The following is a 15833-nucleotide window of genomic DNA, read 5'->3' as shown; positions in this document are numbered from 1 at the left end:
GGCGGGCGCCTGACTCTGCCGGACGGCGCCGCAAGTCGCACGATGTTTATCGGACATTTAATCAACCCTACGATACTGTCCCGGCGCCCGCGCCACGGAGGTCGGGCTGGACACAATTGATGACCGAAAGGCGGCCGCCCAATGGCCAACGACCAGAGCGAGACCCCGGCGGCGTCGACGCCCGAGAACGGGACGAAGACCGACGCCCCGGCCGCCGCTGTGGAGGCGGGCAAGGCTGTCGAGGGCGCGGTGGCCGCGTCCTCGAACCCGACCGAGTACACCGCGCCGACGGACGCGCAGAAGAACGCGATCGAGAACGACTTCTTCGGTGACGAGGCCGACCACGTGGTGGAGCCCACCACGCCGGCCACCGACAAGTCGGGCGAGGTCTACGAGCCGGAGGGCATGATCTCCGGTCACCCGTAACCCGCGCGGTCCGAGTGCCCCCGTGCCCCCGTCCGGGCTCGGGGGCACTGTCGGTTATGTGCACGCCGGTTCGTGCGCCGGTGCGCCGGTGGCCGATTCCCGTTCCCGGTGCACGCATGGTGACCGGTGTCATCCGTAACGTGCCCGGCGGTGTGCGCGGGGCGTTCCGGAATTCCGGATTCACCGGTGGGATAGCAGGGTCCGGAATGTAACTGTTCGCGGGGATTTCGCCGGAATTACCGGAGGCGAAGTCATTCAGCCGAATCGAGGGGCCCGGGAACGGGCGAGACGTGGTGCGGTTCGGCGGCCCATTCGAGGCCGCCGCCCTCGGGGCGCAGGTAGTGCTCGCCGCCGATGGTGTCCATGTAGATGCCGGTGCGTCCGGTCCTCCGGTCGAGGACGAGTTCACCCACGTGCGGTCGGTAGGCCGGGGCGTTGCGCTGTCGGATGCTCACCGCTGTGCTCCTCGCTCGGTAGGCGACTGGCCAGCATCTCTAGAGAAGCTAATATCTCTAGAGATGTCAACGGTCGTATCGGCTTACTAGCGGCCGCGGGCGCGCCTACGATTTGTCCGAGGCAGAGGGAGCGGCGATGACCGGCAGCAGTGGCGACAAGCAGCCCAAGTACCAGCGGATCGCCGACGCGCTGAAGGCGGCCATCGACACCGGCCGGTACCGCGCGGGCGACCGCCTGCCCGGCGAGAACGACCTCATGGACGAGTACGGCGTGGCCCGGATGACCGCCCGCCAGGCACTGGGCGTGCTGCAGAGCGAGGGCATCGCCGAGGCGCGCCGCGGCGCCGGGGTGTTCGTGCGGGACTTCCGGCCGCTGCGCCGGCGCGGCATCCAGCGGCTGGCGCAGGGGCAGTGGGGGTCCGGCCGGTCGATATGGTCGGCCGACATCGACAATCGCAGCCTGGTGGTCGACCAGGTGTCCGTCACCGAGCGGGGCGCGCCCGAGCACGTCTCCCGGGTGCTCGGCGTGGACCCGGGTGCCGCGATGTGCGTACGGAACCGCCGCTTCGTGCTGGACGGCAAGCCGGTGCTGCTCTCCACCTCCTACCTGCCCGCCGGTCTGGTCGCCGGTACCGCGATCACCCGCGAGGACACCGGCCCCGGCGGCACCTACGCCCGGCTGGCCGAGATCGGCGCCAAGCCCGTGCACTTCCGCGAGGAGGTCCGCTCCCGGATGCCCAGCGGGGAGGAGTCCACCCGCCTGGAGCTGTCCGCCGGCACCCCGGTGATCCTGATCTGCCGCACCGCCTTCGCCGACGAGGGCCAGGTGGTCGAGCTCAACGAGATGATCCTGGACGCCGCCTCCTACGTCCTGGAGTACGACTTCGACGCGTGAGCGCCTGCCGCCCGGCTGCTGCTACTGGTAGTGGTAGCGGGCCTTGAGGACCTTCACTTCCTTCTCGTCGGCCCGGTACACCAGTCGGTGCTCGTCATCGATCCGGCGGGACCAGTAGCCGGCCAGGTCGCCCTTCAGCGGTTCGGGCTTCCCGATGCCACCGAACGGGTCGCGCTGGATCTCGCCGAGGAGGCGGGTGATCCGCTGGGCCATCCTCCGGTTCGACGCGAGCCAGAACAGGAAGTCCTCCCAGGCGTCCGGGTCGAAGTGGACGCTCCTCACACCTCTCCCGCCAGGGATTCCAGCTCCTCCATGGTCCGGCTGACGCCGGCCTGACCGGCCCGATCGCGGGCGACGGCCTCCATGAGCCGCTGGGCGTTGGCAGGTGAGCGCAGGAGGTGGATCGTCTCCTGCCACGAGTCGTAGTCCTCGGCGGACATGAGGACCGCGTCCCCGCTCTTCGAGGTGATCCTTACGGGGGCGTGGTCGTCGTTGACCTTCTTGATCAACGGGAAGAGCTGCGTGCGGGCCTCGCTTGCGCTGATCGCCACCGTCGTGCCTCCATCTGCGTACCGTGTCCCCGTACCGCGATGGTACGAGTTCTCCGTACCACGTGCCACGAGAAGACCGCCCCGGTCGCTGGGCGGCCGGGGCGGTCTGGGGGCGTGCGGGGTCATTCCCCGGGCGTGCGGGCTACTCCTTCGAGCGGACCCGCAGGTTGGTGATCAGCGGGCCTTCCGTGGTCTCGCGGAAGAAGTCGTTGCCCTTGTCGTCCACCACGATGAACGCCGGGAAGTCCTCGACCTCGATGCGCCAGACGGCCTCCATGCCGAGCTCGGCGTACTCCAGCACCTCGACCTTCTTGATGCAGTCCTGGGCGAGGCGGGCCGCCGGGCCGCCGATGGAGCCGAGGTAGAAGCCGCCGTGCTCGGCGCAGGCGTCGGTGACCTGCTTGCTGCGGTTGCCCTTGGCGAGCATGACCATCGAGCCGCCGGCCGCCTGGAACTGGTCGACGTAGGAGTCCATCCGGCCGGCCGTGGTGGGGCCGAAGGAGCCGGAGGCGTAGCCCTCGGGGGTCTTGGCCGGGCCCGCGTAGTAGACCGGGTGGTCCTGCAGGTACTTGGGCATGCCCTCGCCGGCGTCCAGGCGCTCCTTGATCTTGGCGTGGGCGATGTCGCGGGCGACGACCAGGGTGCCGGTGAGCGAGAGGCGGGTCTTCACCGGGTACTTGGAGAGCTCGGCGCGGATCGCGGACATCGGCTGGTCGAGGTCGATGCGCACCACGTCGTCGTCGAGGTGTTCGTCGGTGGTGTCCGGCAGGTACTTCGCCGGGTCGGTCTCCAGCTGCTCCAGGAAGACGCCCTCGGCGGTGATCTTGCCCAGTGCCTGGCGGTCGGCGGAGCAGGAGACGGCCATGGCGACCGGCAGCGAGGCGCCGTGGCGCGGCAGGCGCACCACGCGCACGTCGTGGCAGAAGTACTTGCCGCCGAACTGGGCGCCGATGCCGATCTTCTGGGTCAGCTCGGTGACCTTGGCCTCCAGCTCCAGGTCGCGGAAGCCGTGGCCGGTCTTGGCGTTGCCCGAGGTCGGCAGGTTGTCCAGGTAGTGCGCCGAGGCGTACTTGGCGGTCTTCAGCGCGAACTCGGCGCTGGTGCCGCCGATCACGATGGCCAGGTGGTACGGCGGGCAGGCCGCGGTGCCGAGCGAGCGGATCTTCTGCTCCAGGAACGAGAGCATGCTCGCCTCGTTCAGGATGGCCTTGGTCTCCTGGTACAGGTACGACTTGTTGGCGGAGCCGCCGCCCTTGGCCATGAAGAGGAACTTGTACGCGTCGCCGTCGGTGGCGTACAGCTCGATCTGGGCCGGCAGGTTGTTGCCGGTGTTCTTCTCGTCCCACATGGTCACCGGGGCCATCTGGGAGTAGCGCAGGTTGAGCTCGGTGTACGCGTCGTACACGCCGCGCGCGATGGCGGACTCGTCGCCGCCCTGGGTGAGCACGTTCTGGCCGCGCTTGCCCATGACGATCGCGGTGCCGGTGTCCTGGCACATCGGGAGGATGCCGCCGGCCGAGATGTTGACGTTCTTCAGCAGGTCGAGCGCGACGAAGCGGTCGTTGGGGCTGGCCTCCGGGTCGTCCAGGATGCGGCGCAGCTGGGCGAGGTGGGCGGGGCGCAGGTAGTGCGAGATGTCGTGCATCGCCTCGGCCGTCAGCAGCCGCAGGGCCTCGGGCTCGACCTGGAGGAAGGTGCGACCGCCCGCCTCGACGGTGGAGACACCCTCGGAGGTGAGCTTGCGGTACGGGGTCGGGTCAGCGCCCAGGGGGAGCAGGTCGCTGTACTCGAAGTCTGGCGTGGGAGCCATCGGGGCGGTCCTTAGCTATCCAGTGGTCCGGCTGCGTCGGCGAAGCACCATCCAGGGTAGGACCCGGCCGGAGCCGTCCTGCGGACAGGTCAGCCTTGCGTGACCGGGCTCACTCGGGCAGTAGTGCGAGCGACTAGGCTGGCCCCCGTGGACAACTCGCCGTCGCACGACGATCCGGGGCAGCCGGTGCCGGCGCCCGTACCGATGACCAAGTCCGAACTCAAGCCCGAACCAAGGCCGGAGGCGAAGCCCGGGGCCAAGCCGCAACCGTCGCACGCGCCGGCGGCGCAGGCGGAGATGCGCGTCTCGGACGCCGACCGCGAGAAGATCGCGGAGCTGCTGCGCGACGCCTACGCCGAGGGGCGCCTGGACGCGGACGAGCACGCGGAGCGCATCGAGGCCGCGTACGCCGCCAAGACCTTCGGCGACCTGGCGCCGCTGACCCGGGACCTGCCAGCCCGGCCGCTGTCCTTCGAGAAGCAGCCGCTGGGTGCGGCGGCCCCGACGCCCCAGCCGCCCGCGCGGCAGGAGTCGCCGGCGGTGGTGGCGATCTTCGGCGGCGCGTCCCGCAAGGGCCGCTGGCGGGTGGGTTCGCACCTGAAGGCCTTCGCCGCGTTCGGCGGGGTGGAGATCGACCTGAGTGACGCGGTCTTCGAGTCGCCCGAGGTCGAGATCGTGGTGATGGCGATGTTCGGCGGGGTCGAGGTCCGGGTGCCGGAGAACGTCAGCCTGCAGGGCGGCGGGGTCGGCCTGTTCGGCGGCTTCGACGTCCGCGAGCAGACCGCCGCGGACCCGTACGCTCCGGTCGTCCGGGTCAAGGGCCTTGCGATGTTCGGCGGTTGCACCGCCAAGCCGCGCCGGGGCAAGAAGCTCAAGGAGTGGGTTCGCCGCCAACTCGGCAGCGAGTAACCCCTGTTGACCAGCACAGCGCCCGACCGGGAGCCAACTCCCGGTCGGGCGCTTGACGTTGTGGCCGGTGCACTCCGTAGTCGATTGCGTGCAGTGTGCATGAATCGCGGCCGGGCGGGGTAGTTCCTTCCGCACATCGCTTCTTGTACGGCTGCGCACCGGAGGCGGCCGAGCGGCCGTTCCGGAGGGTTGGACAGCGGGGGCTCGCAGCCGGGCAGGGGAGCGGGGTTCCCCGTGTCCGAGAGCCTCGTCAGGAGTACGGCCGTGCTGCATCCGATCGAGTCCCGCACCACCTCGCCAGTCGCCGCCGCGCAGCTGCTGGAGCGCCGGCCCGGCGTCCGCCCGCAGCCGCAGCCCCCGGGCGGCCCGACGGGTGCCCCTGCGGGCGAGGACGACCCCTGGCACACCGGCGCGGCGTGCCGGCGGGACGAGGTGGGGCTGTTCTTCGCGCCCTCCAAGGAGCCCACGGCGGCCCGGCTGTCCCGCGAGGAGCAGGCCAAGCAGGTCTGTGCCCGCTGTCCGGTGCTGCTGGAGTGCCGCGAGCACGCGCTGGCCCAGCCGGAGCCGTACGGCGTCTGGGGCGGGCTGACGGCCGCCGAGCGGCGGGTGGTGCTGGCCCGGCGGCGGCGCCGGGACGGCGAGCTGCGCGAGGCGGCCCGGGTGACGGCGGCCGCCGGGCGCCGGATAGCCGGGTGACGGCGGGCCGAAGACCCGGGAGTCGGGCGCCGCGGGGCCGGGGGCCCGGGGCCGGACGTGCCGCGGCCCCGGCGGAGGGGGATTCCGCCGGGGCCGCTGCCTGCTGTCCGCAGGACGCGCCGTTTCCGGTTCGTCAGTTGGCGCGGTCGAAGTCGATCGCGCTGTAGGCCCGCAGCTTCGAGAGCTTGTGGGTGGAGTTGATCTCGCGGATGGTGCCGCTCTTGGAACGCATCACCAGCGAGCTGGTGGTGGCGGTCTCCGAGCGGTAGTGCACACCGCGCAGCAGTTCGCCGTCGGTGATGCCGGTGGCGACGAAGAACACGTTCTCGCCGCTGACCAGGTCGTCGGTGGTGAGCACCCGGTCCAGGTCGTGGCCGGCGTCCAGGGCCTTCTGCCGCTCGGCGTCGTCCTTGGGCCACAGCCGGCCCTGGATCACGCCGCCCATGCACTTCATCGCGCAGGCCGCGATGATGCCCTCCGGGGTGCCGCCGACGCCCATCAGCAGGTCGACGCCGGTGCCCTCGCGGGCGGCCATGATGGCGCCGGCCACGTCGCCGTCGGAGATGAACTTGATCCGGGCGCCCGCCTCGCGGATCTCCCGGACCAGGCCGTCGTGGCGCGGGCGGTCGAGCACGACGACGGTGACGTCCTCGACGGCGCTGCCCTTGGCCTTGGCGACCCGGCGGATGTTCACCGCCGCCGGGGCGGTGATGTCGACGAACTCGGCGGCCTCCGGGCCGGCCACCAGCTTGTCCATGTAGAACACGGCGCTGGGGTCGAACATGGTGCCGCGGTCGGCCACGGCCAGCACGGCCACGGCGTTGTTCATGCCCTTGGCGGTGAGGGTGGTGCCGTCCACCGGGTCCACCGCGACGTCGCACTCGGCGCCGGTGCCGTCGCCGACCCGCTCGCCGTTGTAGAGCATCGGGGCTTCGTCCTTCTCGCCCTCGCCGATGACGACGACGCCGTTCATCGAGACGGTCGAGACGAGGGTGCGCATCGCCTTGACGGCCGCGCCGTCCGCGCCGTTCTTGTCGCCACGGCCGACCCACCGGCCGGCGGCCATCGCGGCCGCCTCGGTGACCCGGACGAGTTCGAGCGCGAGGTTCCGGTCCGGAGCCTCGGGCGCGACCTCCAGGGCGCTGGGAAGGTGGTGCGGGTACTGCGTGGTCATCGTCGTTACCTCTCTGTACGCGACGGCCAGTGAGCGCCCGACTACTGCCTGGTCGAACGCCGTGGTGAGGGTTCTGCGATCGTATCTGCCCACGAGATGACTGTCTGTGGCGCGGGTCGCCATGCTCAGGCGAAAACCACCGCTTCGTCCCGGTTCACCCGTACGTGGGCACCCCGGGTGGCCGTGCCGTTGTGTGGATGAGTCACCATGTGGGGGTGGCTGCAGAGAGCAAGGGCATGAGGGGTCGCCAGACCGTACGGGACATGGTCCTGTCGATGGTGGCGGTCGGTTTCGTCGTCTGGATCGGGTACCTCTTCCTCCCGCACGACGCCGACGGCGATCCGGTGCACGTGGTCGAGTACAAGGTGGCCGCGGCCACCGCCAAGCGTGCCGCGCCGTACCCGCTGCTCTCCCCGGACGGGCTGTCCGACAAGTGGCGGGCCACCTCGGTCAGCTACCGCTCGGCCGACCAGAGCAACGGCAAGGGCAACGCCTGGCACCTGGGCTTCGTGACGCCGTCCGGCCAGTACGCGGCGGTCGAGCAGAGCGACGCGCCGCGCGACTCGCTGCTCGCCGACAAGGTCCGCGGCGGCAAGCCGGACGGCACCTCCGACGTGGACGGCCACACCTGGGACCGGGTCCAGGGCGAGAAGGCCCGCGCGCTGACCGCGCAGACCGGCTCCGGGACGACCGTGCTCACCGGCACCGCCTCCTACGAGGAGCTGGCCGAGCTGGCGCAGGCGCTCAAGTAGCGCCGCCCCGCACCCGAACGCCGAAGGGCCCCGCACCGGACGAACCGGTGCGGGGCCCTTTCGCGCGGGCCGGTCAGACCGTGGTGACGACCTCGTCGTACGCCAGGCGCGGCGAACGCGGGAACCAGGCGTCCTCGCCCGGCTTGCCGATGTTGACCACGGCCAGCACCGAGTGCTCGCCGTCGCCGAAGAACTCCTTGTTGATGCCCTCGGCGTCGAAGCCGGTCATCGGGCCCGCGGCCAGGCCGGCGGCGCGCACGCCGATGATGAAGTAGGCGGCCTGCAGGGCGCCGTTCAGCGTGGCGGACTGCTCGCGGACGCTGCGCTCCGAGAAGAACATGTCCTTGGCCTGCGGGAAGTGCGGCAGCTGGGTCGGCAGCTCCTCGTGGAACTCGTTGTCCACGGCGAGGACGGCGACCAGCGGGGCGGCGGCGGTCTTGGCCTTGTTGCCGTCCGCCATGTGCTGGACGAGGCGCTCGCGGCCCTCGGCCGAGCGGACCAGGACGACGCGCAGCGGCTGCTGGTTGAACGCGGTCGGGCCGAACTTGACCAGGTCGTAGATGGCCTGGACCTGCTCCTCGGAGACCGGCTCGTCGGTGAAGGTGTTCGCGGTGCGGGCCTCGCGGAACAGCAGGTCCTGAGCGGCGGCGTCGAGTACCAGGGCGTCGGTGGTCATGCTTCTGCACCTCATGCGGGAGGGGGGTTCGTCGGTGTGACCGGCCGTGGCCGATCACTTCCTCCAACATAGGTGAATCTTCAACGATTCCCCAAGTCGATGTGATCCACCTCACGTCCTCCGCCGGGTCGCGCCCCCCGGCCGCCTCACTCGCCGCCCGGGGCCCCGCCGTCCTCGGCCGCCAGTGCGGCGTCCAGCCGGGCCCGGGCGCCGTCCAGCCAGCGCTGGCACACCTTGGCCAGCTGCTCGCCGCGCTCCCACAGGGCCAGCGACTCCTCCAGCGACGTGCCGCCGTTCTCCAGCTGCCGGACCACGTCCAGCAGCGCGTCCCGGGCGTGCTCGTAGCCCAGCGCGTCGTCCGGGTTCGGGGCCGCCGCCGCGTCCTGCTGCTCCTGCTGCTCTGCCATGCGTGCCAGCGTAGGGGGTGGGACGGACACCGCTAGTCCTCCTCGGCCACGGTGACCGGGAAGCCGCCACCCGCGACCCGGGCGTGCAGCCCCTCGCCGGGCGCGACCTGGGCCGGGTCGGTCACCACCGTGCCGTCCGTCCGCTGGAGCACCGCGTAGCCGCGCTCCAGGGTGGCCGCAGGGGAGAGTGCGACCACCCGGGCCAGGGTGTGCCCGAGGTCGCTCTGCGCGTGGTCCAGCCGGTGCCGCAGGGTGCGCCGGGCCCGCTCCAGCAGGCCCTCCACCTCCTGGCCGCGTCCGTCCAGCATCCGGTGCGGGGCGGCCAGCGACGGGCGGGTGCGCAGCCCGTCCAGCCCGTGCTGCTCGCGCTCGACCCGGGCCAGCACGTGCCGGCGGGCGCGGTCGCGCAACTGGCGGACCTTGGCCAGCTCCTCGCCGACGTCCGGAACCACCCGTTTGGCGGCATCGGTCGGCGTGGAGGCGCGCAGGTCGGCGACGAAGTCCAGCAGCGGCTGGTCGGGCTCGTGCCCGATCGCGCTGACCACCGGCGTACGGGCGGCCGCGACCAGCCGCACCAGGCCCTCGTCCGAGAACGGCAGCAGGTCCTCCACGCTGCCGCCGCCCCGGGCCACGATGATCACGTCCACCTCGGGGTGCTCGTCCAGCTCCCGCACCGCCGCGCTCACCCGCTCCACCGCGCTGACCCCCTGCACCGGGACGTTGCGCACCTCGAAGCGGACGGCCGGCCAGCGCCGCCGGGCGTTCTCCAGCACGTCCCGCTCGGCCGCCGAGCCGCGCCCGGTGACCAGCCCGACGCACTGCGGCAGGAACGGCAGCGGCCGCTTGCGCTCGGCCGCGAACAGCCCCTCCCCGGCGAGCCGCCGCTTCAGCTGCTCCAGCCGCGCCAGCAGCTCGCCCAGGCCCACCGGCCGGATCTCCGAGGCGCGCATCGACAGCTGCCCGCGCGCCGCGTACCACTCCGGCTTGGCGTGCACGACGACCCGCGCGCCCTCCTGCACGACGTCCGCGACCTGGTCGAACACCGAGCGGAAGCAGGTCACCGTGAGCGACACGTCCGCCTGCGGGTCCCGCAGGGTCAGGAACACCACGCCCGCCCCGGGGCGGCGGCTGAGCTGGGTGATCTGCCCCTCCACCCACACCGCGCCGAGCCGGTCGATCCAACCGCCGATCAGCGCGGAGACCTTGCCGACCGGGAGCGGGGCTTCGGGGGAGCTGGTGTTGGCCATGGGACGAGGCTAGCGGCGCCTGCCGACACTGCCCGGCGAACCCTGCACTCCGAGCACCACCAGGCCGACGGCCAGCCAGACCAGCCCGACCAGCTGGGCGGTGGCCGAGGCCTCGTAGACCACCGCGCCGATCACGGCGATCCCCAGCAGCGGGACGACGAGGTGCCGCAGCCGGTCCCGCGAGCCGTGCTGCACGGTGTACCAGCCGATCACCGAGGCCTGCAGCAGTGCGAAGGCGGTCAGCGCGCCCACGTTCACCACCGAGGTCAGCCGGTCCAGGCCGTCGTCCCGGTTCGCCGCCCAGACCGCCGCCGCCATCGTGATCACCGCGGCGGCGAGCAGCGCCCGGCGCGGCACCGCACTGGCCGGGTCGACCGAGCCGAGCACGCGCGGCAGCCGGCCGTCCCGGGCCATCGCGAAGACCAGCCGCCCGGCCGCGGCCTGCCCGGCCAGGGCCGCGAAGGCCGCGCCGATCGCCTTGCTCGCCGCCACCAGCACGTGCAGCCAGTGCCCGACGCCGCTCTCCACCGTGTCGTAGAAGGCCGAGCCCTGCGCCACCGGATCGGCCGCCAGCTGCCGCGGACCCAGCGGCTCCAGCAGCGCCGCCAGGTAGGTCTGCGTCACGAACAGCACCCCGGCCAGCGCCAGGCACCAGAGCAGCGCCCGGGCGACCGCCTCCGAGGCGCCGACCGCCTCCTCCACGAAGGTCGCGATCGCGTCGAAGCCCAGGTAGGAGAGCACCGCGACGGACACCGCCGCGACCACGGCGGTCGACGAGAAGCCGCCGACGGCGGTGAACGGGGTGTCCCAGCCCCGCCGGGCGCCGTCCTGGGCCAGCGCCACCACGGCCGCCACCACGAACACCAGCAGCACCGCGATCTCCATCGCGAGCACCGCGAAGCCGACCGCCGCCGCCGTCCGCACCCCGACCAGGTTGAGCGCGGTGGTCACCACGACCGCGATCGCCGTCCACACCCAGCGCGAGACGCCCGGCACCAGCGAGTGCAGCGCGATCCCGGAGAACAGGTAGGCCACCGCTGGGATCAGCAGGTAGTCGAGCATCGCCATCCACCCGGCGATGAACCCCGGCCCCTCGCCCAGCCCGGCCCGGGCGTAGGCGAACACCGACCCGGTCTGCGGCACCGCGCGCACCATCTGGGCGTACGAGAAGGCGGTGAATCCCATCGCCACCGTGGCGACCAGGTACACCGTGGCGACGGCCCCGTGGCTCTTGGCGTCCAGCACGCCGAACACGCCGACCGGGGCCATCGGGGCGATGAACAGCAGCCCGTAGACCATCAGATCGCGGACGCCCAGGCTGCGGCGCAGGCCGCTCGGCGTCGCCTGCTCGCTCGCAGAGCTCATAGACACCACATTTGAGCACTTGTGATCGGGTCTGTACGGAAAATGCCCGTTGTCGGCGCGGCTGCCCGCCCCGGGCGGCGCCGCCCGCTGCCGCCCGTACGATGGAGCCATGTCCAACACCGCGCCGCGCCGTGTCCTGCTCGCCGCCCCCCGGGGCTACTGCGCGGGCGTCGACCGCGCCGTGATCGCCGTGGAGAAGGCCCTGGAGCAGTACGGGGCGCCCATCTACGTCCGCAAGCAGATCGTCCACAACAAGTACGTGGTGCAGACCCTGGAGAAGAAGGGCGCGATCTTCGTCGACGAGACGGAGGAGGTGCCCGAGGGCTCGATCGTGGTCTTCTCCGCGCACGGCGTCGCGCCGTCCGTCCACGACGAGGCGCGGGCCGGCAGGCTCGCCACCATCGACGCCACCTGCCCCCTGGTCACCAAGGTGCACAAGGAGGCCGTGCGCTTCGCCGACGAGGGCTTCGACATCCTGCTGGTGGGCCACGAGGGCCACGAGGAGGTCATCGGCACCATGGGCGAGGCCCCGGACCGGATCCACCTGGTGGACGGTGCCGAGGACGTCGCCAACGTGCAGGTCCGGGACGAGTCCCGGGTCGTCTGGCTGTCCCAGACCACCCTGTCGGTGGACGAGACCATGGCCACCGTCGGCGAGCTGAAGAAGCGCTTCCCGGCGCTGGTCAGCCCGCCCAGCGACGACATCTGCTACGCGACCCAGAACCGCCAGGTCGCGGTCAAGCAGATGGCCCCCGAGACCGACCTGCTGATCGTGGTCGGCTCCAAGAACTCCTCCAACTCGGTCCGCCTGGTCGAGGTCGGCCTGGAGTACGGCGCCAAGGCCGCCCACCTGGTGGACTTCGCCGAGGAGATCCGCGAGGAGTGGCTGGAGGGCGTCGGCACCGTCGGCCTGACCAGCGGCGCCTCCGTCCCGGAGATCCTGGTCGAGGGCGTGCTCGAATTCCTGGCCGCGCGCGGTTACGACACGGTCGAGACCGTCAAGACCGCCGAGGAGCACCTGACCTTCTCGCTGCCCAAGGAGCTGCGCCGCGACCTGCGCGCCGAGGCGGCCGGCAAGCTCTGACGCTTCCGGAGGACCCGGCACCCCCTCGCGGGGTGCCGGGTCCTTTGCTGTGCGGCCTGCCTGCTGCGTCCTGCTCTCCGCGGTGCCGGCCTGCGCCGCTCTTTGCGGTGCGGGCCCGTGCGTGCTCTCGTAGCTTTGTTCACAGGCTGTGGACAAGCGGGTCCGCGGCGACAGCGGAGGGTGGACGTGATGACGGCGGTATTCGGCGTGGACATCGGCGGCTCGGGCATCAAGGGCGCACCGGTCGACCTCGCCCGGGGCGCGCTCGCCGAGGAGCGGTACAAGGTGCTCACCCCGCAGCCGTCCGCCCCCGAAGCCGTGGTCGCCGCCGTGTGCGAGGTGGTCCGCCACTTCGACCACCGGGGCCCGGTCGGGCTGACCTTCCCCGGCGTGGTGGTCGACGGCCGGACCAGGACGGCGGCCAACGTGGACAAGGGCTGGATCGGCGTGGACGCCGAGGGCCTGTTCCGCGAGGCGCTGGACCTGCCGGCGACCGTCCTCAACGACGCCGACGCGGCCGGCCTCGCCGAGACCACGCACGGCGCGGGCCGCGGGCGCTCCGGCGTCGTCATGGTGCTCACCTTCGGCACCGGCATCGGCAGCGCGCTCTTCGTGGACGGCGCGCTGGTGCCCAACACCGAGCTGGGCCACCTCGAACTGCGCGGCAAGGACGCCGAGCGGCGGGCCTCCTCGGCCGCCAAGGAGCGGCACGGGCTGAACTGGGCGCAGTGGGCCGGGCGGGTCGACGAGTACCTGGACCTGGTGGAGATGCTGTTCTCGCCGCAGCTGATCGTGATCGGCGGCGGGGTGAGCCGCAAGCACGAGAAGTTCCTGCCGCTGCTGAAGGAGCGCGAGGCGGGGGTGGTGCCCGCGGAGCTGCGCAACGACGCGGGCATCGTCGGGGCCGCGATGGCGGCGGCCCGCGCGGCGGGCTGAGGCCCGCGCCGGGTGGTCAGGCGGGTCCGCTGTGGCCGGTCCGCTGTGGCCGGTTCAACGCGAGCGCCGGATCGACCGCTCCCGCCCCGGGGCCGGCGGGAGCGGGTTCAGCGGGAGCGGTGGAACCGGCGCTGGGCGACGAAGCGCGCGAGCACGATCAGCGCGGCGAGCCCGGTGCCGGAGAACAGCCAGCCGGCCCGCAGGGCCAGCCCGGTCGCGAGCGAGACCACCTGGGCGGTGACGCCCGAGGAGCCGACCGGTGCGAGCAGCAGCAGGGCCGCGGCGAAGGCGATCGGCCCGCTGATCGGCGCGGCCAGCAGGTCGACGTAGCGGACCCGGACGGCCAGCTGGAAGCAGACCACCAGGTAGCCGAGGCCGAACAGCCAGCCGAGGTCGCCGAAGAGCAGCCGGTCCAGGCCCGCCACCGCGAGCGTGGCCAGGACGGCGACCACGCCGGCTCCGATGGCCGTCAGCCGGGTCGGCCGACCGGTCCGGCGCCGCCCGTACGGCTGCTCGTCGCCGCGCCCGCGCAGCGGCAGCCGCAGCCGCGGGCCGGCCGGGCGGGCTGGTCCGGAGGGGCCGGTCACCGGCCGTAGTCGGGAGGCGGGGGCGGACCCGGCCGTCTCGGGAGCCCGGCCTGGACCGGGGACGGAGGCTGCGGCCGCGCCGTTCGGCGGACGGCGTCTGGGCCCTGGCGGCTGGGTTCGGATGCGCTGCTCCACCCGCCCAACGTACGGTCCGATCATCGCCACACTGTGTAATGGACCGTTCAGGTCTTGCCCCGTGTCTCCGGATGGCTTAGTCATGTGATCGTCGATCGGGCGGCTGACCTGCCCGGCCGAGCCGACACATCATGATCATCGGATCGTCCCACGGGGGTTCACATGACCGGTTTCACGTTCGAACGGCTCGACCACGTCCAGCTCGACATCCCGGCCGGCGCCGAGGACGAGTGCCGGGCGTTCTGGTCCGGCGTGCTCGGCATGACCGAGCTGGAGAAGCCGCCGGTGCTCGCCGCCCGCGGCGGCTGCTGGTTCCGCGGCGGTGGCGTCGAGGTGCACCTGGGAGTGACCCCGGACTTCCGCCCGTCCCGCAAGGGGCACCCCGGGATCCTGGTGAACTCGCTGGACGCACTGGCCGAGCGCCTCGCCGCGCACGGCCACGAGGTGCTCTGGGACGACAACCTGCCCGGCCGCCGGCGCTTCCACAGCGCCGACACGCTGGGCAACCGGCTGGAGTTCCTGGAGCCCCGGGCGGCGTCGACCGAGGCGTGAGGCAGCGCGGGCGCTGCCCGTAGACTTGGGGGTCGGCCCGTACGGTGCCGACCCAACTCCTCCAAGCCCACGGGACTGCGCTTCATGTCGCTCACGATCGGAATCGTCGGCCTGCCGAACGTCGGCAAGTCGACCCTGTTCAACGCCCTGACCAAGAACGACGTGCTGGCGGCCAACTACCCGTTCGCCACCATCGAGCCGAACGTGGGCGTGGTCGGCGTCCCGGACGAGCGGCTGGCCAAGCTCGCCGGGATCTTCGGCTCCCAGCGCATCCTCCCGGCGACCGTCGACTTCGTCGACATCGCCGGCATCGTGCGCGGCGCCAGCGAGGGCGAGGGCCTGGGCAACAAGTTCCTCGCCAACATCCGTGAGTCGGACGCGATCTGCCAGGTCGTGCGCGCCTTCACCGACCCGGACGTGGTGCACGTGGACGGCAAGGTGTCGCCCAAGGACGACATCGAGACCATCCACACCGAGCTGATCCTGGCCGACCTCCAGACCATCGAGAAGGTCCTGCCGCGGCTGCAGAAGGAGGCGCGCCTCAAGAAGGACACCGCCCCGGTGCTGGCCGCCGCCGAGGCCGCGCAGGCGATCCTGGAGACCGGCAAGACCCTCTTCGAGGCCGGCTTCGACACCGCCCCGATCCGCGAGCTCCACCTGCTGACCGCCAAGCCCTTCCTCTACGTCTTCAACGTGGACGAGGACGAGCTGGTCGACGAGGACTTCAAGAACGCCCAGCGCGAGCTGGTCGCCCCGGCCGAGGCGATCTTCCTCAACGCCAAGATCGAGTCCGAGCTGATCGAGCTGGACGACGCCGAGGCCCTCGAACTCCTCCAGTCCATGGGCCAGGAGGAGCCCGGCCTCGCCACCCTCGCCCGGGTCGGCTTCGACACCCTCGGCCTGCAGACCTACCTGACGGCCGGCCCCAAGGAGACCCGGGCCTGGACCATCAAGAAGGGCGCCACCGCCCCCGAGGCCGCCGGTGTCATCCACACCGACTTCCAGAAGGGCTTCATCAAGGCCGAGGTGATCTCCTTCGCCGACCTCGTCGAGTCCGGCTCGATCGCCGAGGCCCGCTCCAAGGGCAAGGCCCGCATCGAGGGCAAGGAGTACGTCATGCAGGACGGCGACGTGGTGGAGTTCCGCTTCAACGTGTGATCGCGCCACTGCTGCATG

19 protein-coding genes are annotated in these 15833 nt (G+C 71.9%); 9 read left to right on the top strand and 10 right to left on the bottom strand.

Going from position 1 to position 15833, the window contains the following annotated elements:
• Positions 1–141: 141 nt before the first annotated feature.
• Positions 142–426 carry a hypothetical protein gene (locus tag ABT048_RS17165; RefSeq protein WP_350522198.1) on the top strand — a complete coding sequence of 95 codons (285 nt, stop codon included), beginning with the start codon at positions 142–144 and terminating at the stop codon, positions 424–426.
• A 251-nt stretch (positions 427–677) separates the two neighbouring features.
• On the opposite strand, the gene ABT048_RS17160 is transcribed toward ABT048_RS17165, so the two are convergent.
• Positions 678–881, bottom strand: a complete 204-nt coding sequence (locus ABT048_RS17160; protein ID WP_350522197.1) for a hypothetical protein — start codon at positions 879–881, stop codon at positions 678–680.
• Between the two features lie 136 nt (positions 882–1017).
• Between ABT048_RS17160 and ABT048_RS17155 the strand changes: the two genes are divergently transcribed.
• A complete protein-coding gene (locus tag ABT048_RS17155) occupies positions 1018–1776 on the top strand; it encodes a GntR family transcriptional regulator (RefSeq protein WP_350522196.1) in 759 nt (252 codons plus the stop codon).
• Positions 1777–1797: 21 nt separating this feature from the next.
• On the opposite strand, the gene ABT048_RS17150 is transcribed toward ABT048_RS17155, so the two are convergent.
• The 3 genes from ABT048_RS17150 to ABT048_RS17140 all read right to left on the bottom strand — a co-directional run bounded on the left by ABT048_RS17150 (position 1798) and on the right by ABT048_RS17140 (position 4137).
• The gene (locus ABT048_RS17150; protein WP_350522195.1) at positions 1798–2058 is read right to left on the bottom strand and encodes a Txe/YoeB family addiction module toxin; all 261 of its coding nucleotides are present in this window, start codon (positions 2056–2058) and stop codon (positions 1798–1800) included.
• Positions 2055–2327: a type II toxin-antitoxin system Phd/YefM family antitoxin gene (locus tag ABT048_RS17145; RefSeq protein ID WP_350522194.1), complete on the bottom strand. Its 273-nt coding sequence runs from the start codon at positions 2325–2327 to the stop codon at positions 2055–2057. Before ABT048_RS17145 ends, ABT048_RS17150 begins: the two co-directional genes overlap by 4 nt.
• A 142-nt stretch (positions 2328–2469) precedes the next feature.
• The gene (locus ABT048_RS17140) at positions 2470–4137 is read right to left on the bottom strand and encodes a fumarate hydratase (RefSeq protein WP_350522193.1); all 1668 of its coding nucleotides are present in this window, start codon (positions 4135–4137) and stop codon (positions 2470–2472) included.
• A 204-nt stretch (positions 4138–4341) separates the two neighbouring features.
• On the opposite strand from ABT048_RS17140, the gene ABT048_RS17135 reads away from it, so the two are divergent.
• On the top strand, positions 4342–5046 hold the full coding sequence (locus tag ABT048_RS17135) for a DUF1707 SHOCT-like domain-containing protein (RefSeq protein ID WP_502894025.1): 705 nt from the start codon (positions 4342–4344) through the stop codon (positions 5044–5046).
• Between the two features lie 264 nt (positions 5047–5310).
• Positions 5311–5742, top strand: a complete 432-nt coding sequence (locus ABT048_RS17130; RefSeq protein WP_350522191.1) for a WhiB family transcriptional regulator — start codon at positions 5311–5313, stop codon at positions 5740–5742.
• 133 nt (positions 5743–5875) lie between these two features.
• Here ABT048_RS17130 and glpX read toward each other — a convergent pair whose 3' ends face one another.
• Positions 5876–6916 (bottom strand): class II fructose-bisphosphatase, encoded by a 1041-nt coding sequence (gene glpX / locus ABT048_RS17125; RefSeq protein ID WP_224283188.1) that lies wholly within the window; start codon positions 6914–6916, stop codon positions 5876–5878.
• Positions 6917–7131: 215 nt separating this feature from the next.
• On the opposite strand from glpX, the gene ABT048_RS17120 reads away from it, so the two are divergent.
• Positions 7132–7668: a DUF4245 domain-containing protein gene (locus ABT048_RS17120; RefSeq protein ID WP_350522190.1), complete on the top strand. Its 537-nt coding sequence runs from the start codon at positions 7132–7134 to the stop codon at positions 7666–7668.
• Between the two features lie 73 nt (positions 7669–7741).
• On the opposite strand, the gene ABT048_RS17115 is transcribed toward ABT048_RS17120, so the two are convergent.
• The 4 genes from ABT048_RS17115 to ABT048_RS17100 all read right to left on the bottom strand — a co-directional run bounded on the left by ABT048_RS17115 (position 7742) and on the right by ABT048_RS17100 (position 11363).
• Positions 7742–8344: a malonic semialdehyde reductase gene (locus tag ABT048_RS17115; RefSeq protein WP_350522189.1), complete on the bottom strand. Its 603-nt coding sequence runs from the start codon at positions 8342–8344 to the stop codon at positions 7742–7744.
• Between the two features lie 146 nt (positions 8345–8490).
• Positions 8491–8751, bottom strand: a complete 261-nt coding sequence (locus ABT048_RS17110) for an exodeoxyribonuclease VII small subunit (protein WP_350522188.1) — start codon at positions 8749–8751, stop codon at positions 8491–8493.
• Positions 8752–8783: 32 nt separating this feature from the next.
• Positions 8784–9998: an exodeoxyribonuclease VII large subunit gene (xseA, locus tag ABT048_RS17105; RefSeq protein ID WP_350522187.1), complete on the bottom strand. Its 1215-nt coding sequence runs from the start codon at positions 9996–9998 to the stop codon at positions 8784–8786.
• Between the two features lie 9 nt (positions 9999–10007).
• The gene (locus ABT048_RS17100; RefSeq protein WP_350522186.1) at positions 10008–11363 is read right to left on the bottom strand and encodes an APC family permease; all 1356 of its coding nucleotides are present in this window, start codon (positions 11361–11363) and stop codon (positions 10008–10010) included.
• A 109-nt stretch (positions 11364–11472) separates the two neighbouring features.
• Here ABT048_RS17100 and ABT048_RS17095 point away from each other — a divergent pair, with 109 nt between their 5' ends.
• Together ABT048_RS17095 and ppgK are read left to right on the top strand one after the other, a co-directional pair.
• Positions 11473–12447 (top strand): 4-hydroxy-3-methylbut-2-enyl diphosphate reductase, encoded by a 975-nt coding sequence (locus ABT048_RS17095; protein WP_350522185.1) that lies wholly within the window; start codon positions 11473–11475, stop codon positions 12445–12447.
• Positions 12448–12636: 189 nt separating this feature from the next.
• Complete coding sequence (gene ppgK / locus ABT048_RS17090) at positions 12637–13383, top strand: polyphosphate--glucose phosphotransferase (protein ID WP_350522184.1); 747 nt, start codon at positions 12637–12639, stop codon at positions 13381–13383.
• Between the two features lie 107 nt (positions 13384–13490).
• On the opposite strand, the gene ABT048_RS17085 is transcribed toward ppgK, so the two are convergent.
• Positions 13491–13970, bottom strand: coding sequence for a DUF6542 domain-containing protein (locus tag ABT048_RS17085; RefSeq protein WP_350522183.1), 480 nt, complete (start codon positions 13968–13970; stop codon positions 13491–13493).
• A 297-nt stretch (positions 13971–14267) separates the two neighbouring features.
• Between ABT048_RS17085 and ABT048_RS17080 the strand changes: the two genes are divergently transcribed.
• Together ABT048_RS17080 and ychF are read left to right on the top strand one after the other, a co-directional pair.
• Complete coding sequence (locus tag ABT048_RS17080) at positions 14268–14657, top strand: VOC family protein (RefSeq protein WP_350522182.1); 390 nt, start codon at positions 14268–14270, stop codon at positions 14655–14657.
• An 84-nt stretch (positions 14658–14741) separates the two neighbouring features.
• Complete coding sequence (ychF, locus tag ABT048_RS17075; protein WP_350522181.1) at positions 14742–15815, top strand: redox-regulated ATPase YchF; 1074 nt, start codon at positions 14742–14744, stop codon at positions 15813–15815.
• The last annotated feature ends 18 nt before the right edge of the window (positions 15816–15833 follow it).

This window comes from Kitasatospora sp. NPDC096140 (genome assembly GCF_040303045.1).
Taxonomy (GTDB): Bacteria; Actinomycetota; Actinomycetes; order Streptomycetales; family Streptomycetaceae; genus Kitasatospora.
The sequence above is the reverse complement of the archived record's forward strand: the minus strand, read 5'-3'. Positions and strand labels throughout refer to the sequence as shown.